This window comes from Algoriphagus zhangzhouensis (assembly GCF_900148515.1).
Taxonomy (GTDB): domain Bacteria; phylum Bacteroidota; class Bacteroidia; order Cytophagales; family Cyclobacteriaceae; genus Algoriphagus; species Algoriphagus zhangzhouensis.
In genome coordinates, this window is sequence record NZ_FRXN01000001.1 from 847,601 (window position 1) to 869,507 (window position 21,907).

The 21,907-nt window shown below is 38.6% G+C and carries 19 protein-coding genes; 9 read left to right on the top strand and 10 right to left on the bottom strand.

The window, feature by feature from the left end:
- Positions 1–5 precede the first annotated feature (5 nt).
- Positions 6–494, bottom strand: a complete 489-nt coding sequence (locus tag BUF13_RS03620) for a YkgJ family cysteine cluster protein (protein WP_073570360.1) — start codon at positions 492–494, stop codon at positions 6–8.
- A gap of 83 nt (positions 495–577) precedes the next feature.
- Here BUF13_RS03620 and BUF13_RS03625 point away from each other — a divergent pair, with 83 nt between their 5' ends.
- Entirely contained in the window at positions 578–937 is a 360-nt protein-coding gene (locus BUF13_RS03625; RefSeq protein WP_073570361.1) for an arsenate reductase family protein, read from the top strand.
- Here BUF13_RS03625 and BUF13_RS03630 read toward each other — a convergent pair.
- Entirely contained in the window at positions 934–1,761 is an 828-nt protein-coding gene (locus BUF13_RS03630; RefSeq protein ID WP_073570362.1) for a CvfB family protein, read from the bottom strand. The genes BUF13_RS03625 and BUF13_RS03630 overlap by 4 nt on opposite strands.
- A 167-nt stretch (positions 1,762–1,928) precedes the next feature.
- Between BUF13_RS03630 and BUF13_RS03635 the strand changes: the two genes are divergently transcribed.
- Positions 1,929–2,819: a 3-hydroxyacyl-CoA dehydrogenase family protein gene (locus BUF13_RS03635; protein ID WP_073570363.1), complete on the top strand. Its 891-nt coding sequence runs from the start codon at positions 1,929–1,931 to the stop codon at positions 2,817–2,819.
- A 5-nt stretch (positions 2,820–2,824) separates the two neighbouring features.
- Entirely contained in the window at positions 2,825–3,442 is a 618-nt protein-coding gene (locus BUF13_RS03640) for a deoxynucleoside kinase (RefSeq protein WP_073570364.1), read from the top strand.
- A gap of 25 nt (positions 3,443–3,467) precedes the next feature.
- Here BUF13_RS03640 and BUF13_RS03645 read toward each other — a convergent pair whose 3' ends face one another.
- From BUF13_RS03645 to BUF13_RS20590, 4 genes are read right to left on the bottom strand one after another with little or no spacing between them, the layout of a single operon-like run.
- Positions 3,468–4,508 (bottom strand): glycoside hydrolase family protein, encoded by a 1,041-nt coding sequence (locus BUF13_RS03645; RefSeq protein ID WP_073570365.1) that lies wholly within the window; start codon positions 4,506–4,508, stop codon positions 3,468–3,470.
- A gap of 26 nt (positions 4,509–4,534) precedes the next feature.
- Entirely contained in the window at positions 4,535–5,179 is a 645-nt protein-coding gene (locus tag BUF13_RS03650) for a DUF7255 family protein (protein WP_073570366.1), read from the bottom strand.
- Between the two features lie 3 nt (positions 5,180–5,182).
- Positions 5,183–5,641 carry a DUF2452 domain-containing protein gene (locus BUF13_RS03655; RefSeq protein WP_073570367.1) on the bottom strand — a complete coding sequence of 153 codons (459 nt, stop codon included), beginning with the start codon at positions 5,639–5,641 and terminating at the stop codon, positions 5,183–5,185.
- The gene (locus BUF13_RS20590; protein ID WP_166669806.1) at positions 5,642–5,791 is read right to left on the bottom strand and encodes a hypothetical protein; all 150 of its coding nucleotides are present in this window, start codon (positions 5,789–5,791) and stop codon (positions 5,642–5,644) included.
- Positions 5,792–5,949: 158 nt separating this feature from the next.
- Here BUF13_RS20590 and BUF13_RS03660 point away from each other — a divergent pair, with 158 nt between their 5' ends.
- Genes BUF13_RS03660 through ggt form a run of 3 tightly spaced genes read left to right on the top strand, consistent with a single transcriptional unit; the run spans position 5,950 to position 10,383 of the window.
- Positions 5,950–6,285, top strand: a complete 336-nt coding sequence (locus BUF13_RS03660; protein ID WP_073570368.1) for an Hpt domain-containing protein — start codon at positions 5,950–5,952, stop codon at positions 6,283–6,285.
- Positions 6,286–6,299: 14 nt separating this feature from the next.
- Positions 6,300–8,678, top strand: a complete 2,379-nt coding sequence (locus tag BUF13_RS03665; protein ID WP_073570369.1) for a S9 family peptidase — start codon at positions 6,300–6,302, stop codon at positions 8,676–8,678.
- Positions 8,671–10,383 (top strand): gamma-glutamyltransferase, encoded by a 1,713-nt coding sequence (ggt, locus tag BUF13_RS03670; protein WP_073570370.1) that lies wholly within the window; start codon positions 8,671–8,673, stop codon positions 10,381–10,383. Before BUF13_RS03665 ends, ggt begins: the two co-directional genes overlap by 8 nt.
- A gap of 60 nt (positions 10,384–10,443) precedes the next feature.
- On the opposite strand, the gene BUF13_RS03675 is transcribed toward ggt, so the two are convergent.
- The gene (locus BUF13_RS03675; RefSeq protein ID WP_073570371.1) at positions 10,444–11,946 is read right to left on the bottom strand and encodes a calcineurin-like phosphoesterase C-terminal domain-containing protein; all 1,503 of its coding nucleotides are present in this window, start codon (positions 11,944–11,946) and stop codon (positions 10,444–10,446) included.
- A 251-nt stretch (positions 11,947–12,197) separates the two neighbouring features.
- Between BUF13_RS03675 and BUF13_RS03680 the strand changes: the two genes are divergently transcribed.
- Complete coding sequence (locus BUF13_RS03680; protein ID WP_073570372.1) at positions 12,198–13,259, top strand: alpha/beta hydrolase; 1,062 nt, start codon at positions 12,198–12,200, stop codon at positions 13,257–13,259.
- 2 nt (positions 13,260–13,261) lie between these two features.
- The gene (locus BUF13_RS03685) at positions 13,262–14,860 is read left to right on the top strand and encodes an amidohydrolase family protein (protein WP_134204320.1); all 1,599 of its coding nucleotides are present in this window, start codon (positions 13,262–13,264) and stop codon (positions 14,858–14,860) included.
- A gap of 17 nt (positions 14,861–14,877) precedes the next feature.
- On the opposite strand, the gene BUF13_RS03690 is transcribed toward BUF13_RS03685, so the two are convergent.
- Positions 14,878–15,840 (bottom strand): tryptophan 2,3-dioxygenase family protein, encoded by a 963-nt coding sequence (locus BUF13_RS03690; RefSeq protein WP_073570374.1) that lies wholly within the window; start codon positions 15,838–15,840, stop codon positions 14,878–14,880.
- A gap of 116 nt (positions 15,841–15,956) precedes the next feature.
- On the opposite strand from BUF13_RS03690, the gene BUF13_RS03695 reads away from it, so the two are divergent.
- Positions 15,957–17,162, top strand: a complete 1,206-nt coding sequence (locus BUF13_RS03695) for an acyl-CoA dehydrogenase family protein (RefSeq protein WP_073570375.1) — start codon at positions 15,957–15,959, stop codon at positions 17,160–17,162.
- A 54-nt stretch (positions 17,163–17,216) separates the two neighbouring features.
- Here BUF13_RS03695 and BUF13_RS03700 read toward each other — a convergent pair whose 3' ends face one another.
- The gene (locus tag BUF13_RS03700; protein WP_073570376.1) at positions 17,217–17,645 is read right to left on the bottom strand and encodes a hypothetical protein; all 429 of its coding nucleotides are present in this window, start codon (positions 17,643–17,645) and stop codon (positions 17,217–17,219) included.
- A gap of 73 nt (positions 17,646–17,718) precedes the next feature.
- Positions 17,719–21,906, bottom strand: a complete 4,188-nt coding sequence (locus BUF13_RS03705) for a T9SS type A sorting domain-containing protein (RefSeq protein ID WP_073570377.1) — start codon at positions 21,904–21,906, stop codon at positions 17,719–17,721.
- Position 21,907: the final 1 nt, after the last annotated feature.

Here is a 21,907-nt window from a genome sequence, read left to right on the forward strand (position 1 = left end):
TTGCTTTACTTCCTATAATCTTTAGCAATCTGCTGGAAAATTTTGAAAACTGCGGGACAAACCAACGTATTTTTAAGTGTTAGGCCCAAAATCCCATGCATATTTTTTCTGTTGGTATGAGGGTATTCCCGACAAGCTTTTGGTCGGTCCTCATAAACCAAGCATTTATTGTCGCTTCCTAAAAAAGGACAAGGCGAAGAATTCAAAACATAATCCCCCTCTTCATCCCTGTGAAGGTATTCATCGATAAATGCACTGCTTTTCTGTCTAAAAACCTTAGCCAAACGATCAATGTCAACTTGTAAAAAAATAGGACTGGTCGTCTTACAGCAATTGGCGCATTCCAGGCAGTCAATTTCCTCAAAGACTTCCTCATGAAGATTTTCAAATTCTTCATCGAGCTTTTTAGGCTTTACTTTTCGAAGCCTGTCTTTGAGTTTTTTATTGGCAGGAAAATCAGATTTGCTTTCCCTCTGGAATAATTCTAAATCCAAAATGCGTTAATAAATTTTATAACAAACTGTATTTCAATTGTTTGTAAAATTAGGTATATTAAGTAAGCTAAACCCAAATACCTATGAAAACTCATCCCTCAGAGCTTTATTACTATCATAATTCAGCTCAACCTATCAACAAACAGACGAAAGCTTATGCTCATTCGGTAGCCAAATTCATTCATGAAATAGATGTGGTTTCTCAAAAAATGACTCCCACTCAATGGAATCAGATTTTGCTCCTACTCAATCTACGCCCTAAAGACCTACTCAACCGGGCTCATCCCGATTACCAACGACTGATCGCAGGTAAAAACTGGGACCATGAAAGCTGGCTCAATATTTTGATTAATTATCCTTATTTGATCAAAGCTCCGATTGTGCTTTTTCGCAAAAAAGCCATCCTTTGCCGAACTCCAAGTGATATTCTAAAACTCAATTAAGGCAAGGCGATTCCGTCCTCTAAAATCTGGATTTCACGTGCTTTGTAAAGCTGACCAATGCATTGTTTGAAGTGCTTTTTACTCATAGAAAGCACTTTTTTGATTTCTTCGGGGTCGGACTTATCATGAAGTGGCAAGAACTTCTTCTCTTTCAAAATCGCCAAGATTTTCTCAGCTCCTTCTTCGTACTTTACTCTTCCGGTAGGTAATAGTTGAAGATCCAATTTTCCGTCATCTCTCTTCTTTTTGACAAACAGGTTCCTTCTCTCTCCTATTTCGATGGGTTGAAACACCTCATTGGAATAAATCAAACCTTCAAATTCATCATCCACTAAAACTTTGAAGCCCAAATCAGTTTTTTCATAAATCAAACCATCCACTTCGTCTCCCGGTTTGAAATCATCCGTAGCTGGAATGATAAAATCTCTATGCTTGCTACTTCCAATCAAACGATTGGAACGGTAATCAACACAGACGCGAACAAGGTATTTCCGACCGACTTCCATGTCTTTCCCCATTTCTGAGTTAGGTACCAAAAGATCCTTTGGCAAGCCCCAATCCATAAAGGCACCAAACGAAGTAACTTCTTTGGCTTCCATGACAGCCCATTCGTCCACTATAGCTTTGGGAGTATCAGTCACTGCGACAGGTCTATCTTCACTATCTGTGTAGACAAAAACCTGTACATAATCATCCTCTCGCTCATCCCCACTTAGGTATCCTTTGGGAAGCAAAACTTCCTCTCCTGATTCCAATTCGAGGTAAGCACCAAAATCTGTAAAGCGATTGATGGGAAGGCGACTGATCTGTCCTAGTTCTTTCATAGCTCAAAGGTAGGGATTAATCCAAAATAGGCCTTGAAAAAATTCTGACAATGGTAGTCAGGAAAGATCTGATAAAATTGGAATTCTTTATTGCCAAAGGTAGTTTTGAAATGGCGGCTAAAAAACCGTCGTCAAGGATAAACCCAAATACAAACAAAAATTGAATTATGAAGAACATTGCAGTCATCGGATCTGGAACCATGGGAAATGGAATTGCTCACGTTTTTGCCCAAAATGGATATCAGGTCTCTTTAATAGATCTTAAGCAGGAATACTTGGATAAAGCAATCGATAAGATTGCCAAGAATATGGATCGCCAAATCAGCAAAGGGATTTTGTCAGAGGATGAAAAAGGAGCTGCATTGGACCGAATTTTCACTTTTACCGATCTAGAAAAAGGTCTGACTTCGGTGGATTTGGCGATTGAGGCTGCGACAGAGAATTTGGAGATTAAACTCGATCTATTCAGAAAAATGGATCAACATGCTCCAAAAGAGGCAATTTTGGCTACCAATACTTCTTCTATATCCATTACAAAAATAGCGGCCGTAACTCAAAGACCGACGCAAGTGATCGGGATGCACTTTATGAATCCTGTTCCAGTGATGAAACTTGTTGAAGTGATCCGTGGATATGCGACTTCTGATGAGGTGACCGAAAGTGTCATGAACCTTTCCAAAGATTTGGATAAATCTCCTGTTGAGGTGAATGATTATCCTGGATTTGTCGCAAACAGAATTTTGATGCCGATGATCAATGAGGCGATTTATTCTCTATTCGAAGGAGTAGCAGGAGTTGAGGAAATCGATACGGTAATGAAATTAGGAATGGCTCATCCGATGGGGCCTTTGCAACTGGCTGATTTTATAGGATTGGATGTTTGCCTTTCAATATTGAAAGTCCTTAATGATGGTTTTGGAAACCCTAAATATGCGCCTTGTCCACTCTTGGTAAATATGGTGGAAGCAGGTTACAAAGGTGCCAAAACCGGTGAAGGTTTTTACAAATACACTCCAGGAAGCAAGGATTTGGTAGTAGCTTCAAGATTTAAGAAATAAGAAAAATGCACATAGCTGTTGCAGGCAACATCGGTAGTGGAAAAACCACTTTAACCGAAAAACTGGCTAAACATTTTGGCTGGCAAGCGGAATTTGAATCTGCAGATGACAACCCTTACCTTCCTGATTTCTATGAGGATATGAAAAGGTGGGCTTTTCATCTTCAGGTTTATTTCCTCAATTCAAGATTCAATCAAATAAAGCGGATTCAAGAAAGTCAAATCGATACAGTTCAGGATCGGACTATCTATGAAGACGCCTATATTTTCGCAGCAAACCTTTATAAAAGTCACTTATTAAGTGAGCGGGATTATTATAATTACAAGAGTCTTTTTGAAAGTATGACTCCGCATATCAATCCGCCTGATTTATTGATTTATCTGAAAGCAGATATTCCGAAACTGGTAGGACAAATTGAAAAAAGAGGAAGAACCTACGAGACTACCATGAGAATTGATTACTTGAAAAACCTCAATTCCCATTATGAAGAATGGATAGCCAATTATAAAGAAGGAAAGCTTCTGATTGTCGATGTCAATAAGTTAGATTTCGTTGAAAATCCTGAGGACTTTTCACTAATCCTTGAAAAAGTTCATCGAGAAATTTTTGGATTATTCTCTTAATCAAGCAGCTCAAAGCTGCTTTTTTTTATTTCAATGGAATTGTAATCACTACAGACTCATCTCCTACTTTACCAGCCAAACCCAAGACTATTACTTTTCCATCTTCATGAAACACAAAAGGTCTTTCCAAACGATCTGGCTTCAAAATACTACCATCTTTCATTGTGAGTTCTTTGGGTGTGAGTACGTAATCAGAGGCTTTTTCCCAATTAATTCCATCTGGAGAACTCATCATACCTATAAAACCATGCGCATGAAAAACTGCATAATAATGATCCAAGGTCTCGTCATACCAAAGTGACATGTCTTCTGTATCCAAATCATCAATTACAGCTTTGGGAAGGATTTCAAAGGGACCATCAGGCTTCTCTCCTATTGCCATTGCCTGATTGCGAATGAATCTTGTCTCATTTGGTTTATCTCCTTTTACGATTAGATAAAATTCCCCATCTCGTCCTTGGGTGATAGCTGGATTTACAGTCAAGGTGGAAATCGGACCAGAAGGCTCAATTAAAGGCGAATCTTTCCTTTGCCAAGGGCCATTTAAACTTTTAGAAATGGCAACTCCGGTTCTTTGATTTGGTCTCAAAATCTTCCAATCTGGATGAGAATAGCCAGTTTGAGCGATTTCCATTAGATCTTCAGAATTGTAATTCTGATCTTCTCCCAAATTGGTGGAGATATAATAGAGGTAATAGGTATCGCCGAACTTCTTAATTTTTGGATTGTGAGCAGTAATCGCATCCCAATTTCCTTTTCCTCTCCCCTCAAGCGCCGTTTCTACATAAGTCCATGGTCCAGAAGGCGAATCTGCAATAGCGTGAGCTATTTCTGAGAACAAAAGCCAACCTGTAAACTTACTTTCCTTGGGCCATCGGCTATAAAAAAGATGGTATTTCCCATCATCTCCTTTTATGATTGAACCTCCCCAATTATAATACCCTTCAGTTTTGAAAATATTGGATTCGTCAATTTCAGAAATACGATCTGAAATCCTCAGAACATCTTGAGCTAGTACTTGAAGAGAAAAAACTAGAAATAGTAGGCTAAAAAAGATGTTTTTCATTCGTATTCAGATTTTTCGGGAAAAGATTAGGCCAATTTTCTTATAAACCAATTCAATAGCATTTGCTGCTGTTCTTCATTGGGATTGACCAGAAGCTGATCCAATCGCTTAAGACTTCCGCCAGTCATGATGGTTTCATATGGCGACAGGCGAACTAATTTAAAACCATGGATTCTGGTTTGCAGGTCAGTTTGGACATCATTATAGGCTTGCAATTTCCAACCCGTCGCACCATTTCCTGAGAAATCTCCAGCATCAGAAGCTTCTCCAAACCAAGTCTGTGCAATCGGAGGACCATTCCAAATTCTACTTTGCATTCCAGCTTTCAGGCATTCCTTTTCGTAGGTTCTACAAAGCCTTCTATGTGCATCCACAAAAGGAAAATTCATTTCATGATAAAGATCTGATCTAAAAGTAGTTAATCTATATCTGTTAAAATGAAGATGAAAGTCAAATAAGAACAAAAATCGATTGATTTTCCAGTCAAATTTCAGCTTTTCTAAAAGCGGGGTTTTACCATTTCCTCCTAAATCTTCAAAAACTTCTTGAAGCCAATTTTTCCCTTTTTGATCCAGAAATTTTGGATTCACTTCCAATTCAAAGTTTTCCTCTAAATCCACATCGCTGTTTCGGAGGATCTCCAGAAAATTCTCTACTAAAATATGTTGCATTGATTAATTGTTCTCTCTCAGGATTTCCCAAGTATGATCCGCTAAAAGTCTTACCTCTGCGACGAATGCAGCAAAGTTCTTTTTCCTTCCCCATTCTTCAGGAGCTATCATACTCAAAAAGTCAAAGCCGTCATCTTTTTGATAAAGGAAATAAACATGATTGATTAAAGGTTCGAATGAAATTGAAGCCTGATAAATTCGCTCTGACACTTGAACTCGACTTTGGATTTGCTTAGCCTGCTCCGCCAAAAGCTGCATTTGCTCATAGATTTGAGCCATCTGCATATCAGTTTGACTGTGCATGGCTGCGACAGCCCTTCCGGTGATCTTCCCTTTGTCTTCAGGCTTTACAATAGCACTTCCCGAATGATGAGCATAGGGTAAAGTGTTTGGAGTTTCAGAAATTTTCTCCTTCATTTCCTCCAGGTCAATCTGATCGATATTTACCTTTTTTCCCTTCATCTATTGCTCTTGATCTGTTGAAATACGCTCTTTCAAATTCCCTTTGGAACCTGGAAAAGTGGTTCTCTGGGAAATATCATACCCAATCCACATCATGATCAACATGAAAATGATGAAAATTATCAGAAATATTTTTTTGTTCCTCTGCATAAAATTCGACTCTGCCACGAAATTAAAGACTACAGACGATTCTGCCAGTTTTAAGTGAATCTTTAACAACAGAAATCATGCATTTTGAAAAATGTTTTTAATTTTAAAGAATAACCAAGCAGAATTTTTAATTCATATCCTTTTTTAGCCCACACACTATGTATAAGTTTATCAGTGAGCATTCTATCTACCAGTATTTTGGTGATGATGACCCGGAAATGATCCGAGAAATGATCCAAATTATTTTGGAAACCAATGTCAAAGATCTTCAGGAACTCGATGATTTTTTTGATAAAGCAGATTTTCCTACCATTAAAAAAAGATGTCATAAGGCAAAGCCCAGTATGAGTTATATTGGAGCATTGAAAACACGAAAAGTGTTGGAGGATATTGAAGCAGATCTAGAACATTCTCAGGAAAAAAACTCCGAATTAAAGGAGCATCTTGGGGAAATAGAAAAAGAGCTCAATCAGTTTCTGAAAGCACTGCCCTAACCAAGTAAACGTTCATGAATCGTAAGATCTTTACTCTGGCAGCCCTTATTTGGCTGTCTTTTTCTGGTTTTGCACAAAGCCAACTCAGCGTAGAATACATCATGAGAGATCCCAAATGGATGGGGTTTTTCCCCTCCAGACCCCAATGGAGCGATGATAGTAAAAGCATCTATTTCCAATACAACCCGGAAGGAAATCCAGCTGATTCTACCTACGTCATCCACCTTCAAAATCCTAAGTCCTATACTGAGGTTTCTTGGAGAGAAGAAAATAAGCTGGAAAGAAACCAAGCGGATTTCAATAATGACAAAACCCTGAGAATATTTGTCGGTCCCAATGACAAATTGATCTTGGAAACCATGAAAACCGGTGAACAGAGAGAGGTTTTGAATTGGTATACCAGAATCAACAACCCTACTTTCTTGGCTGATGAAAACAAAATTGCTTTTGTTGCTGAACAAAACATTTTCGTTTTAAATCTTGAAAGTGGCGCTGTTAATAGAGTTACTCACATTTCAAACGGAACCAAACCATCTGAATCCAGAAGTGATAAAATGGATGAGAAGCCGAAAGGATTTGTGGAAAGGGAAAATCTAGAATTGCTTCAAGTAGTCAGAGAACGAGAAGAAAACGCAGAATTGCGTAAAGAATACAGAGATGCCACTCGCGATGACGTTGAAAAAGAATTTGTCTATTATACAGATGGTAAGAATCCTGCTAATCTTCAACTTTCGCCAAGTGGAAGGTTTGCCACTTTTACCTATTACAATTCAAGTTCAAACAAAAACACCAAAGTCCCTGATTATGTCGCGGCTTCTGGCTACACTGAGGAACTTAATGCAAGACCAAAAGTAGGTACTGAACCGACTACTTCAGAAATTGGAATTTATGATATCCATAGTGACTCGGTTTATTTCATCAATACCTCTACCCTACCAGGATTGCAGGATTTGCCAGACTATGTAACTGATTATCCAGACAAAGAATGGAAAAAAGAAGATCGTAAGTTGTCCCTTTTCGGACCCGTATTTTCTTCTGATGGCAGCAAAGCCATCATTCAAGCAAGATCCTTTGACAACAAGGACAGATGGATCGCTGAAGTTGATTTGGAGACAGGAGAATTGAAAACTCTGGATAGACAAAGAGACGAAGCTTGGATCGGTGGACCTGGAATTGGCTGGACATTCTCGGGAGGAACCTTGAGTTGGTTGCCAGACAATAAGCATATCTATTTCCAATCGGAAGAAACTGGTTATTCTCATCTATACGTTTTAGATACCGAAACCGGTAAGAAAAAAGCTTTGACATCAGGAAACTTTGAGATTTTTGATCCATTCATTTCTAAAGATCAAAAGTCTTGGTATTTGACTACTTCTGAAGTGGATCCAGGGGAAAGACATTTCTACAAAATGCCTTTAATGGGTGGAAAAATGGAGAAATTAACTTCTATGACTGGAAACAATGATGTCACTCTTTCTCCTGATGAAAAGCAATTGGCAATCATTTATTCCTACTCCAATAAGCCAGCTGAGCTTTATCTTCAAGAAAACAAGGTAGGTGCAAAAGCAGAGCAATTGACTTCCGGTCAAAGCAATGAGTTTAAGTCCTACGATTGGAGAGATCCAGAAATCATCCATTTCAAAGCTCAAGATGGTGCGATGGTTCCAGCAAGAATTTATGAACCAGATCCAGCCAAGAAAAATGGTGCTGCAGTAATCTTTGTACATGGTGCAGGTTACCTTCAAAACGTCCACAAATGGTGGAGCAGTTATTTTAGAGAGTATATGTTCCATAATCTACTTGCAGACCTTGGTTACACGGTATTGGACATTGATTACCGAGCATCGGCAGGCTATGGTAGAGATTGGAGAACGGGAATTTATCGTCACATGGGTGGAAAGGACCTTTCTGACCAAGTAGATGGGGCCAAGCACTTGATCTCAAACTATGGAGTCGATGCAGATCGAATCGGAATTTACGGTGGTAGTTACGGAGGCTTTATCACCTTGATGGCGCTATTTACCGAACCAGATGTATTCAAATCCGGAGCAGGTTTGCGATCAGTTACAGATTGGGCTCATTACAACCATGGATATACTGCGAACATTCTCAATACTCCTGAAGAAGATCCTATTTCTTATAGACGTTCCTCTCCTATTTACTTTGCTGAAGGATTGAAAGGCAATCTTTTAATGGCACATGGAATGGTAGATGTGAATGTTCATTTCCAAGATGTGGTGAGACTATCTCAACGCCTAATAGAGCTTGGAAAAGAAAATTGGGAAATGGCAATTTATCCAGTGGAAGATCATGGCTTTGTAGAGCCAAGTTCTTGGACAGATGAATACAAACGAATTTTAAAATTATTCAACAGTACATTGATCAATGAATAAATTCATATTAACTCAAAAGCTATTGCTGGTATCAGCAATAGCTTTTTTTATTACTTCTTGTAACCCAGAGACTCCAACAGCTACACCTAAAACAGGATTGATTTCCGATCATGCCATGGTGGTTTCAGCAAGAAAAGAAGCCTCAGATATCGGGATTGCAATTCTTGAAAAAGGAGGAAATGCCTTTGACGCTATGATGGCAACTGAAATGGCTTTGGCAGTCACCTACCCTTTCGCTGGAAATTTGGGAGGCGGAGGCTTTGCTGTTTTCAGAATGGCTGATGGAAGCATTGGCTCTGTCGATTACAGAGAAAAAGCTCCTTTGGCAGCTGACAGGAACATGTATCTGGATGAAAATGGAGACATCATCCCAGGTTTAAGTACCAAAGGAGCATTAGCTTCAGGAGTACCGGGAACCATTGCAGGTATATTTGCTGCTCAGGAAAAATTTGGAAAATTAAGCCCTGCTGAAGTATTGGCTCCAGTTATCGAATTGGCAGAAAAAGGCTTTGTGGTGACCGAAAACCAGGCCAATCGATTTGCTCGATTGAAAGACACTTTCATCGAAGTCAATGGACCAGAAACTTTCTATGCAAAGGATATCCAAGCCGGTCAAACACTCACCAATCCAGCCCTAGCTGAAACATTGAAAAGAATTGCGGCCAATGGTAAAGAAGAGTTTTACTCCGGAGAAACTGCTCAATTATTGGTAGACCACATGGAAAAAATCGGTGGAATCATTACCAAAGAGGATTTAGCTAGCTATGAAGCCGCCTGGAGAGAGCCTATTGTTTTTGATTATCAAGATTTGAAAATCATCTCCATGTCTCCGCCAAGTTCTGGAGGAATTACAATTGGTCAGATTTTCGAGATGATTGAGCCTTTTGATTTGAAAGAGTATGGTCATAATTCACCTGAGTACATTCAGGTTTTGGTAGAAGCTGAAAGAAGAGCTTATGCTGATAGAAACTTCTACTTAGGAGATCCAGATTTTGTTGATATTCCAGTGGAAGAGCTATTGGATGCAAACTATTTAAAAGTGAGAATGTCAAGTTTCTCGATGGAAAAAGCCACCAAATCTGAGGATATAGCTGAAGGGAAAATCGCTTTTGCAGAAAGCATGGAAACAACCCACTACTCTATCGTTGATCAGGAAGGAAATGCTATTTCAGTTACAACGACCTTGAATGGTGCCTATGGTTCCAAGGTTTACATTGACGAGCTGGGCTTTTTTATGAACAATGAAATGGATGACTTTAGCTCCAAAGCCGGAGAGCCAAACATGTTTGGATTGATCGGTGCTGAGGCTAACAGCATAGCTCCTGGGAAAAGAATGTTAAGCTCTATGACCCCAACAATCGTTGAGAAAGGTGGAAAACTCTGGATGGTGGTCGGGACACCTGGTGGATCGACGATTATCACATCTGTAGTTCAAACCATCCTGAATGTTTCTCAATTCGATATGAGCATGCAGGAGGCGGTGGAATCACCACGATTCCATCATCAGTGGCTTCCAGACTTAGTCAGCTTTGAACCGGAATCTTTCGATAGTACATTGATCGCAAAATTGAAAGGCAGAGGATACAATATCCGAGAAAGCAATAATCCAATCATCGGAAAGGTGGATGCTATTTTGGTGCTTCCAAATGGCAAACTAGAAGGTGGTGCTGATCCACGAGGTGATGATGCAGCTTCAGGATTTTAAAATTGAAAAAGTCCTTCTGATTAATCAGAAGGACTTTTTTCTATCAAATGGAATTAACTTTTATACAATCCTCTTAGTATACAAATTCCCAAATCTATCCTTTGCTTCCACAACCAAATTGTTCGTAGAGTTTGGTTGGAAGAAGAACATGTGATCTGTCAATTGAGGTTCTACCCATGACCTTCTTTCAGGTAGGCTCGGTCCAGTATGCAATTCCATACTCCATGGGTCTTTGGCCACAATCTTCATAGGAGCAGCTACTTTAACCCCATTTTCATACCAAGCTAAATCCCATTCAGGATCATAGTTCCAGCAATTCAAAGAATAGAAATCAGGGAAATCTGGATGATATCCGCTTTTATAAACCCTAAACTGCTCCTCGATATCCAATCCCGTGCCTTTGTATTGCCATTGAATTTCTGAGCCTTTCGCTTCATATACCGCATAGCCATTTGGAGTCCCATCATAGCAAATCGGTCCTGACCACCAAGCTCCACAGACTGTTCCGTGACAATGTTCATAAACATGGCCTGAAATCATATTATCATTAAAGTGGGTATGGCCAGACATGATATGGGCTTGATACCCCTCTAGCATTCTATACAAATGTTGTCTGTTACTCACGGTTCCACCGATGGTATCCCTTTCTGGATATCTAGTCACTGCACCTGTATAAGTTGGGATATGAAGAGAAACCACCACTGTTTTCCCCTTTTCAACCTGAGCTAGATCCTGCTCTAGCCAAGCCAACTGTTCCTCAGGTATGTATCCAATATACTTTTGGCCAGAATCTCTTCCCAAATAAAAGACATCATCCAGCACCACAAAATGTACCTCTCCTCTATTCCAAGAATAATAAGTTGGTCCAAAGTGGCCCTTGAAAGTAGAAGTGGTCTGTTCATCAGAACGAACTTTGAAGTCTAAATCATGATTTCCAACTACTTGAAAAAAAGGAATTCCAGTAGCCTCAATCCCTTGATTGTATTCTTTGAAAAGGTCCAAATGATCATAAACCAAATCTCCGCAACCTATCCCGAAAATATTGGGATCATTGATGGACTTGATGGTTTTCTGAACATCGGGAATCGAAACAGTTAATAATTGATTCGCATCGTAATCATCCTGAATCTGGGTATCAGAAAGCAATAAAAAATGATGATTATCGTCAGAATTGGCTGATTTTTTCAAATCAAAAGAAACAGTCATTGAAGACTTACTTTTATCTAGTGGATTAAAAAAGCTTGCTGATCCATTTGCCTGTTTGGCGATTTCATACCCCGAAGGCAAGGAAACAAAAACAAAATCACGGTCATTTCCCGATACAAATTCGAAATCTCCTCTCGCATCAGTTTTGCTGACAACACGACCATCTGAAACAGCCACATTAGCGATTCCTTTTCCTGAAGAAGTAACTCTTCCTTTCACTTTAATTGGTGCAAAAACAGTTGGAATCCTAAAATCAGCCTGATTCTGAAATTCCTTTGAAAAAGCTAAATCTCCCAGGCTCAACCATCCAACTGAAGTCAAACCTAAGCCTTTGATAAAATCTCGTCTATTAAACATTGATAAAAAGGGTTGATGTGAATTGATTACTCAAGGTGCATTTTTTAATCTTCACCGATAGAGCAGGAAATATAATTTATCAATTTCTTAACACCCCTGAAACAAAAATCATGGAAATGCCTTCCGCTCCGGGTTGGACTTCCACGGAATATTTAGCAATTTAAACAACTGATTTTGTATCCATTATAGGATTCACCTTTACCTGACTATTCAGGCTTTTTAATGATTTTTCAATTTAAACTTTCAAATATATGGTAACCCATTATATCGTAACCAACCGAGAAGTAACCTCCCGACGATCTAGCAGCTACATTTCAGTCAATGAAAAGGAATATATGCGAAAAGATGGGGATGAGGAGGCAAGACATAATTTGCGATATGGAACAGTCTCATTTGACCCTGCAAAAGCTAAAAAACTGAAAGATTTCAATATCCAGATTCTCCCTGAAGTACCGGAAGACACTTTGGAGAAATATGCAGATGATAAAGATGTCAATAAGGCAAAATTCCCTTCTACGCAGGTTTTCGATGAACTCTATCAGTCAGGTATCAAAGCTGCAAAAGGAAAAGGCGGCGAATTTATTCAAGAAGATATTTTGGTCTTTGTACACGGTTTCAAATCCGATTTGGAAACAGCTATGCAAACGCTTTCTGAGCTACATAAACGCTATGTAGAACCTGAAACTTCTACAATCAAACATTTGGTACTATTCACCTGGCCTGCTAAGAAAAAGATGCTGAAATACCGTTCTGACGCCTACGATGCGATCCAATCTGGCTTTGCATTGGCTCGTTCCATGGCTTCTTTGCGAGAATTTTTCAAGAAGAAATTTGTGGAAGAAAAGAAGCCGATGTGTAATCAGAAAATTCATTTACTCTGCCATAGCATGGGAAATCGAGTTCTTGAAAATATGATCAAAGGAATTTGCGATATCGGTATGGAGATCAATTCTACTTTTAGCGAAATTATCTTAGTAGGTGCTGATATTGACTACTATGCGTTGGAAAGACCTAACCCACTTTATCGACTAATTGACTTCGGTGAGAGAGTCCATGTTTATTATCACAATAAGGATCAGGCATTAGGGGTTTCAGAGCTGACCAAAAATGCATTTAATAGATTGGGGCGCTGGGGTGCCAAGAACTCGGTAAATCTTCCGGATGACATCTACCAATGCGATGTTTCAGCAATTGAGGATGACAAAGGCTTGCTTCATGAAGTCGTCCATCATTGGTATTATACCAATTCTACAACGGTGGTAGAGGATATCACAGCCGTTTTCAAGGGTGAAGGTTCCATTTTTAGCAGATAATTATGAAAAGGAAATTTTCAGATCTGCACTGTCACAACCATATGCGTGCGCATTTTCAAATGCAGGAAAAGCATAAGAAATTCATGCGCAAAGGTGAGTTTAGTCCATGGACTGTGATTGCTTCCAATGAAAGAAATAAATCCAAAGGAAAGATGGGAGCCTCCTACTCCCAGATGGATTTGGTCAAATGCTGGAATGCAAACTTGAGATTGACTTTCAACAGTCTCTATCCCTTGGAGAGACAGTTTGTCAAGGGAATGAAAGTAGAAGTTGGAGAGGACAAGTGGTTTAAGTTTTTAGTGGCTTTTGCTACTTCCCATCATCTTCCTATCAGAGATTTCATTCAGGTTGCCTATATGCGAATTCCTGATAAAGTCGTGGATTACTTCCAGTCTCCGGATTATGACTATTGGGAATCACTCAATCGTGAGATGGAATTTGTCACCATGGATTCTGGGAAATTAATTCGGAAAAATGAAATCCATGTCCCTGGAAAAATCGTCGGTGAGTTCAAAGCAGCCACCAAAAGAGCCAGACTTTTCCCTCAAGAATATGTCGCGACTAATGCAACCTATCGAATTCCTAAATCTAAAGTAGAACTTGAGGCATCATTAGCCAATGACCAGGAAATCACAATGGTTTTAACAATTGAAGGAGCCCATGCTTTAGGAACTGATAGAATTAATTCTATCGAAGATGTATCGGATAGAATTCAGTTTATCAAGAACGTCTGGAAGCATCCTGTCTTCTTTATCACGTTTGCCCATCACTTTGACAATAAGCTTTGTGGACATGCCCATTCCATTCCTGATACAGGTAAACTATTGCTCAATCAGCGGGATAAAATGAACGGTGGCTTCAACAACAACGGAAGGAAAATCATCAAAGAGCTTTTGGGGATCAATTCTGATTTTGAAAAAGTTGATGATTTTGGTTATCGTATTTTGATAGATGTAAAGCACATGAGTGCTCGATCTAGAAAAGAGTATTATTCTCTTGTAGAGAAATGTCTAAAAAACGATGATAGAATCCCTGTGATAGCTTCTCATTGTGGCTATTCAGGCATCTCGTCACTTGACAGACATATCGAGTTAGAAGACAAAGAAAAGGATGATTATTGTGATGAAACTGGCCTTTTTAATGCCTGGAACATCAATATGTGTGATGAGGACATAGAAATGATTGTGAAAACCAGAGGTTTGTTCGGACTTTCCTTTGATCAGAGAATTCTGGGAATCACCAAAAAGGATAAAGAAACTAGACGAAATGGTGTCCAATTGATTTGGGAGAATATTGAGGGCATCATCTTAAGTGCTTATAACAATCCTAACTTGAATGAATTTGAAAAACCTCAAATCTGGAATTCCATTACCATCGGAACTGACTTTGAAGGGTTGATCGATCCAGTTAACCCTTATCCAAGTGCTTTAGAATTTGAGCTTTTTGGCAACAACCTAGTTTTTGAAATCGAGCAGGCTAGAAAAGATCCAGCCAAACCCCATTTGCATCATCTTAAATCAAGAGAAGATGTAGAAAAAGCCGTAGATGGATTCTGCTACAACAATGCGGAAGCTTTTGTTTTGGAGAATTATCCGGTTTAACATAAAAAGAGGAAGACCTAGTCTTCCTCTCCAAATATCTCTTTTACTACCCAACCTTTTCCCCAATTGTCTTTTTCCTCCTCTGACCAGAGTTCAGGGAAGAAAATTACCTTCTGGAAGCGTGGTGGCAAGTATTTCTGCCAGTTAGTCCCTCCTGTTGCTGCGATATCCACAGGATCTCTTTGCAGATATCTGACAGCGGATTTATAGTGCGCCAAAGGCCAAAACACGTTTGCCTTTAAGTCAAATTTCCTCATTAATTCTGTCAGTTCATCAGAAGGATTTTCCAACTCCATGTATTTCTGCCAGATATTTTTTCTTCTATAATTTTCGATCAAATCCTTGAGCTGCTTGGCATATTTCAATTCAAAAGTCTTTAAGGTTAAAGTCTTTTCCCCTGTAGCCAATTCTATCGCTCCCTGTTGCCAATACAAATGTTCAAAAATATCATCAGCTGGAGAATGGTAATCGAACTCATCTCTTTTCAACAAAGTCACCAAATGATGCGCATCGGTAGACATCAATTCAATTTCCCGATATTGAGCACTCTGGAATCCCGAGGAAGGAAGCAAAGACATCCTGAACTTCAGGAACTGATCTTTATCCATCCCTTTCCACATCACCGCATAGGAACCGATCAATTGATCAAAATACATGATGATACGATCCAAATGCTTCGTAAAATCTGCCTCAGTCAGGCTTTTCTCTTCAGCAATCTGCTCTATTTCATTGATTATCAATTTGAAGTATAATTCCGTAATCTGATGATACATGATAAAAATCTTCTCATCTTTTTGATTGGTTTTGGGCTGCTGCAGGGAAAGCAACACATCCAAATTGATATAATCCCAATACGTAAGATAATCCGCATAAAGGAGACCTTCCAGATAAGAAAGCATATCCTGACCGGATGCTTTATACTTCTCCTCAAGCTGTTTGATTTTCTCTAAAATTTCAGGATTAAACTGGTACTCAGCCATGGGTATTTTTTAGGAAAAATGATAGTTTTTTAGCCCCCTTTCTATTTACTTCGAAAGGCGGCCATTTTTATTTGCCCGACAAAAATCACTGATTCATTTTAATAAACCAAAATACCATGGCGGGAGTTGAAATCCATAAATCCCAAAAACAGGACACATTCGAAGGAGTAGATTTCTTGGATCTGGATGATTTGCTTACCGAAGAGCATCAATTGATCAGGAGTTCTATCCGAGATTTCGTCAAAAAAGAAATTTCACCATACATCGAAGACTGGGCTCAAAAGTCTCATTTTCCTGAAGAAATCGTTAAAAAATTCGGAGAAGTAGGCGCTTTCGGCCCACAAATTCCAGAAGAATATGGCGGAGGAGGATTGGACTATATTTCCTACGGATTGATCATGCAGGAGATTGAAAGGGGTGATTCAGGGATGCGTTCTACAGCATCTGTACAGGGATCCTTGGTTATGTATCCGATTTATAAATTTGGATCTGAGGAGCAAAGGAAAAAATACCTTCCCAAACTCGCTTCAGGTGAAATGTTGGGATGTTTTGGCTTGACAGAGCCCGATCATGGATCAAATCCTAGTGGTATGGTCACCAACTTTAAAGACATGGGTGATCATTATCTTTTAAATGGTACTAAGATGTGGATTTCCAATTCTCCGAAAGCTGATATCGCTGTAGTCTGGGCCAAAAACGAAGAAGGAAGAATTCATGGTTTGATTGTAGAAAGAGGAATGGAAGGCTTTTCCACTCCAGAGACTCACAACAAATGGTCGCTTAGAGCCTCATGTACAGGCGAATTGGTTTTTGATAACGTCAAAGTACCCAAAGAGAACTTACTGCCCGGAAAATCCGGCTTAGGAGCTCCTTTGATGTGTTTGGACTCGGCAAGGTTTGGAATTGCCTGGGGAGTGATCGGTGCGGCGATGGATTGCTATGAATCCGCCAGAAAATATGCTGCAGAACGGATTCAATTTGGAAAACCAATCGCCGGATTTCAATTGACTCAGAAAAAGCTATCTGAAATGCTCACTGAAATCACCAAGGCGCAGCTCTTAGCTTGGAAAGTCGGCAAAATGATGAATGAAGGAAAAGCTAAAACAGTTCACATCTCCATGGCCAAAAGAAACAATGTAGAAATGGCTTTAAATATCGCCAGAGAGGCCAGACAGATCCACGGAGGTATGGGAATCACCGGAGAGTATCCGATTATGCGTCATATGATGAATTTGGAATCCGTAATTACTTACGAAGGAACCCATGATATTCATTTATTGATCTTGGGGAATGAAATCACTGGGATCTCAGCTTTTAAATAATAACAAAAACGCCCTTGAAGTTGATTCCAAGGGCGTTTTTGAATTTTTCTCTTTTTATAATTCTTCAGGGATTCTTAGCCATGCTGTAGCCATCCCTTTAATAGTCCCAACGGTGCATTCACGACAAGAATTTGTTTGCGTTTGGACCAATTTATCATTGATGTAAATATTTACGGTTAAGTCCTCTGAGGATTCACGTTGGGTTTGTTCATCACAAGTTGGACAGTCAGCAGTGCCATGGATTGTTACAATCATGGGTGAAACTTTCGGTTCAAAGCTATATTTCCAACCACTTGGAAGCAGTCCCCCATTCATATCAAAAGAATTGACTCGAATTTCATTTTCATCATCAAACTCACCATACCACATGGCTCCACCTGTGGTGATTACTTCATAAGTCACCTTTAAGACAGGATCCTCATTATCCTTACATCCAAAAACAAATAAAGAAAAAACAATAGCGACGAAACAGATTCTATTCATAGCAAAATTACTTTGGGTTACGTATTACAAATCAGACGTTTACCTTTCCAAAATTGCTACATTAAAAAATAATTTAATCCAGTTTAATAAACCTACCCAAGAAAATTCGATGGTCTTGACTTTCGATCATCACCGAATAGGTTCCTGAGGCTAAAGTCGAAATATCCAGTTTGATTTGTTTTGGAGATTGATGAATCATGAAAACTGATTGGCCTACATCCTTCCCATTAAGGTCATAGACTTTCCAAGAGTTTTCAGCAAACTCCAAATCACCTTTCGGTTCAAAAACGACTTCCGCTTTACTTGGATTTGGATAAATCACCAATGCCTCAGCTTCAAATTGTTTTCCTCCTGGTAACCCAGATATCGTCATTTCTACTGCCTGCAATTGAGCAGAACAACCCAATTCACTGGTAATAGAAACGCTAAAGCTTCCCATCTGAATAACCTCAAAAGTCTGATTAGATGCTCCAGAAATTGCTTGTCCATTTCTAAACCATTGATAGGAATACATGCCTTCTGGTGCTATCAAAATATTTCCATCAACTGTAATCTCACCTTGTGGAATATCAATTAATTTGACTTCAAACACACCAGTTTCTGCCAGACATCCACCAGAATATCTGATCACAGCATGATATGCACCTCCTTCCTCGATAGTTAATGTTTTACCAAGTTCTCCTGAAATCTCAACACCATTTCTTCTCCATCTGATCACTTCAAATTCTGCCTCAGAAGATAGAGACAATTCTGTGCTATTTCCTTCGCATAATTCCGTTACTCCCTCAATAAAGATTGGTTTACTATCAACCCAAGTCAGATTTAAAGTAGCAGTGGTTTCTGTAACATTTCCAGAGTTATCTTCAGCTCTTATCTCAATGAGGGTTTCTGAAGCAAAATCTCCGCAACCAATTTCTTGTTGACTAATCGCCAAAGACTTGATTCCGCAATTGTCAGTAGCGCTTTCAACAAACATTTCAGGAGTCAAATCAATAGCCCCTATTGAAGGATCAAAGTTTAAACTCAGGTCTTTAGAAACGATTACTGGCTTTAGATTATCTCTTACTAAAACAGTGGTCTTTTCTTCCCAAACTTGACCTGATTGACTTTCAATTCTTATTTCAATGGTATGTTCACCCAATTCTTCGCAATCGAAAACCAAATCAGATGTTGTGATTTCTAATTCTTGAGATGGTGGCCAAGAAGTAAATAAGTCGGAAATCTCCATGCTTGCTGACCCATTTTCATCTAATTCTAATTCAATCAAATCCTTCACTTGAGCAAATGGAACATCTGTAGCTGAGACCTCCAATTTCTTTGATTCAACAATACAACCTGATGCTAATCGTAGAGTTGCAAAATAGTTTCCGACTTGATTCACTACGATGGTTTCTCCTTTTATTCCATCCATGATTGAACCATTTCTATACCATGAGATTACTTCATAATCCAACTCCTCTCCTAGAGTTAATTCAACTGTTCCCCCAGAATAAAGCGGTTTATTGGCTTGTAGACTTACTTTTTGGGATTCTATAATTGAAAACTCAATCGAAATTGTTTTAAAAGTCTCATTTCCAGATTTATCTTTTACTGTCACCTTAATTTCCTGCGGCGAATCCAAATCAGAACAGATAAATCGGCTTTTATTTAGACTAATTGAAGCAACTTCGCAATTATCTGAAGTACTTTCAATGAACATACTGCTTGTCAATTCGATAAATCCTTTTGAAAGATCAAAAACTAGACTTGGATCTTTTAATACAAGAAATGGTTTTTCATTATCCTTTACGAGAACTGTAGTTGTTTCTTCCCAAACTTGTCCTGTAAGGTTTTCTACATGTATCGAAACAATATTTTCACCTAAATCACCACAATCAAAAATTAAACTTGATGTGGTAATAATTAATTCTTGTTCTGTAGGCCAAGAGGTAAATAGATCGGAAATCTGTAAGCTAGCTTCACCATTTTCATCTAATTCCAATTCAATCAAATCCTTGACAGGAGGATATGGAACGTCAGCTTGAGAAATCTGCAGATGATTAGATTCTACCACGCACCCAGAGGTCAATTGAATGGAAGCAAAATAATTCCCTGCTTGACTTATCGCAATTGTTTTTCCCTGAACTCCATCCATAATTTCCCCATCTTTAAACCAATTAATGACTTCAAAGTCCAATTCATTACCAAGGGTTAATTCAACTGTTTCCCCTGAATAAAGTGGCCCAGTAGCTTGAAGGCTTACTTTTTGAGATTCTACTATGGTAAATTCAACAATTACAGATTTTGAAGTTTGATTACCGGATTTATCTTTCACAAGTAGGGTGATTTCTTGAGATGATTCCAAATCGGAACATTCAAATCGGCTTTTATTTAAAGTGATTGATTCAATCCCACAATTATCGTCTAAGGATGTAATAAACTGATCTGGAACAACTTCTAATATCCCTTTTGATTTATCAAATTCAAGTGTTTTTGATTCAACTTGTAAACTTGGTGGCAAAAGATCTTTGACAATCACTTTGACTACTTGGGTCCATTCATTGCCTTCACCATCCAAAACTTTTACCTGAACCTCATTCGTTCCAATATTTTCACAATTGAAATTAGGCCCTTTTGAAAATTCTCCAGTCCAATTCTGTGCTGGTTCATTTTCTAGATAATCTGCTAAATCAGTACTAGCAACACCATTTTCATTAAGTGCTAACTCTATTTGACTCTTAAATACTGGAATGTAATTTTCAGATTTAAAGATTACCTGAAAAACCCCAAATGACTCATCGGTATGGACGGGTTTATTTGGCATATTTCCTTTAGGAGCTAATGACAAATTATGATTCATGGGAAACTCCAAAGATTGGCCACTGTAAGCACCATCTACAAAATAATCTGAATAAAAAGGGTTTTGAATATCAATGATTTGGAAAGTAGAACCATTTTCGATCCCAAATTGGGAAAAATCCACCTTTACAGATGAGGTCTTTCCCGGGTTCACTATAGTCACATAGTATTTACCAGTCTCATACTTATTCTGCCTGATTGTAACCTTTGGGTCCTGGGGGAAAGATTTAGAATAAGTGCTTTGAAGATCAAATCCAGATGAGATTTTCCATTGATCAAAATCATTCCCAGTGAATGGGAAATCATCACTTGAAGTTTGGTAGTAGAAGTTTTTGTCCCAATAGGTCCCATCCATCGAGGTTGGAAGAGTTAAGAATTGAAAAAACTTGCCATGATTATTATAAAAAGTATTCCCTGTAAATTTTAGATTTTCCAAAGGTTGAAATTCAACAACGTTTCTACCTCCGACTAATAAATTATTATAGAACTCAATTTTATCATTGGGCTGGTATGTCCTTCCAATCGTAACGTTACTTACCTGGTTTACGGTCAGGCGCCCACCTTGCAAATCAGAATAAAAAATATTGTCATAGACCTTCATTTCGTAACTCAGGTTATTCTTTGAACCAATGGTTAAATTATGGGGAGGTCGAAATACAAATCCATCAAAATTTGCGATTGCTCCTGTATTAAATGAAGTATTCTCTATTACATTGATCCCACCATTTACTGGGTCTGTCGTATAAATATCGATCCCTTGAGATGCATTTTGAAAAACAATATTGTTCCTAATTATTTTTGGTTTATCTATCTGATTATGTTGGATGTACAAGCCATGCCCAGTACCTCTCAATGATGACTGAGTACCATTATTGAAAATAACGCAGCCATAAACCTCCAAATCTAATGAGGACCTCCAAAGTTCTAATGCTACTCCTGGGACGTCGTAAATCCAACAGTTTATCAATTTTACATTTTCACCAAAAACAGTAATTCCAGATTCATTTTGGACGTTTTCCCCCAAATCAGCCCTCTTCACTAAAGATGAAGAACTAATGTGAAGCCCTATTAACCATACATTAGAACCATTAATTACAATGGCTTTCCCATTGGTTTTATTTTCGCCTGGATTGATAAAAACTTTCCCAGAATTTTGGGGAAGGATATAGATAGGTTTGTCTATGCTTCCACTTTTATCCAAAGTGAAATTTCCATTGTACTGACCATCCAATAACAAAAGTGTGTCACCAAAATTTAATGGGGATTGGTTTGAAAAAGCAAAAGATAAACTTAATGGTTTACTTATTTCAGTCCCTGAATTAGAATCATTTCCATTGGGAGAGGCATATTTTATCCCAGCAAATGAACTTGAAAAAGAAAGGAAGCTTATTAGAAAAATGAAAGATTTAAAAAAACTACGCATT

Excerpts from the sequence above, each read along its gene's own strand:
- BUF13_RS03625 (WP_073570361.1), top strand. The coding sequence starts at position 578 with ATGAAAACTCATCCCTCAGAGCTTTATTACTATCATAATTCAGCTCAA.
- BUF13_RS03690 (WP_073570374.1), bottom strand. The coding sequence starts at position 15,840 with ATGGCTGAGTACCAGTTTAATCCTGAAATTTTAGAGAAAATCAAACAG.
- BUF13_RS03650 (WP_073570366.1), bottom strand. The coding sequence starts at position 5,179 with ATGCAACATATTTTAGTAGAGAATTTTCTGGAGATCCTCCGAAACAGC.
- BUF13_RS03675 (WP_073570371.1), bottom strand. The coding sequence starts at position 11,946 with ATGTTTAATAGACGAGATTTTATCAAAGGCTTAGGTTTGACTTCAGTT.
- BUF13_RS03660 (WP_073570368.1), top strand. The coding sequence starts at position 5,950 with ATGTATAAGTTTATCAGTGAGCATTCTATCTACCAGTATTTTGGTGAT.
- BUF13_RS03640 (WP_073570364.1), top strand. The coding sequence starts at position 2,825 with ATGCACATAGCTGTTGCAGGCAACATCGGTAGTGGAAAAACCACTTTA.
- BUF13_RS20590 (WP_166669806.1), bottom strand. The coding sequence starts at position 5,791 with ATGCAGAGGAACAAAAAAATATTTCTGATAATTTTCATCATTTTCATG.
- BUF13_RS03665 (WP_073570369.1), top strand. The coding sequence starts at position 6,300 with ATGAATCGTAAGATCTTTACTCTGGCAGCCCTTATTTGGCTGTCTTTT.
- BUF13_RS03635 (WP_073570363.1), top strand. The coding sequence starts at position 1,929 with ATGAAGAACATTGCAGTCATCGGATCTGGAACCATGGGAAATGGAATT.
- BUF13_RS03630 (WP_073570362.1), bottom strand. The coding sequence starts at position 1,761 with ATGAAAGAACTAGGACAGATCAGTCGCCTTCCCATCAATCGCTTTACA.
- BUF13_RS03705 (WP_073570377.1), bottom strand. The coding sequence starts at position 21,906 with ATGCGTAGTTTTTTTAAATCTTTCATTTTTCTAATAAGCTTCCTTTCT.
- BUF13_RS03695 (WP_073570375.1), top strand. The coding sequence starts at position 15,957 with ATGGCGGGAGTTGAAATCCATAAATCCCAAAAACAGGACACATTCGAA.
- BUF13_RS03655 (WP_073570367.1), bottom strand. The coding sequence starts at position 5,641 with ATGAAGGGAAAAAAGGTAAATATCGATCAGATTGACCTGGAGGAAATG.
- BUF13_RS03680 (WP_073570372.1), top strand. The coding sequence starts at position 12,198 with ATGGTAACCCATTATATCGTAACCAACCGAGAAGTAACCTCCCGACGA.
- ggt (WP_073570370.1), top strand. The coding sequence starts at position 8,671 with ATGAATAAATTCATATTAACTCAAAAGCTATTGCTGGTATCAGCAATA.
- BUF13_RS03700 (WP_073570376.1), bottom strand. The coding sequence starts at position 17,645 with ATGAATAGAATCTGTTTCGTCGCTATTGTTTTTTCTTTATTTGTTTTT.
- BUF13_RS03645 (WP_073570365.1), bottom strand. The coding sequence starts at position 4,508 with ATGAAAAACATCTTTTTTAGCCTACTATTTCTAGTTTTTTCTCTTCAA.
- BUF13_RS03685 (WP_134204320.1), top strand. The coding sequence starts at position 13,262 with ATGAAAAGGAAATTTTCAGATCTGCACTGTCACAACCATATGCGTGCG.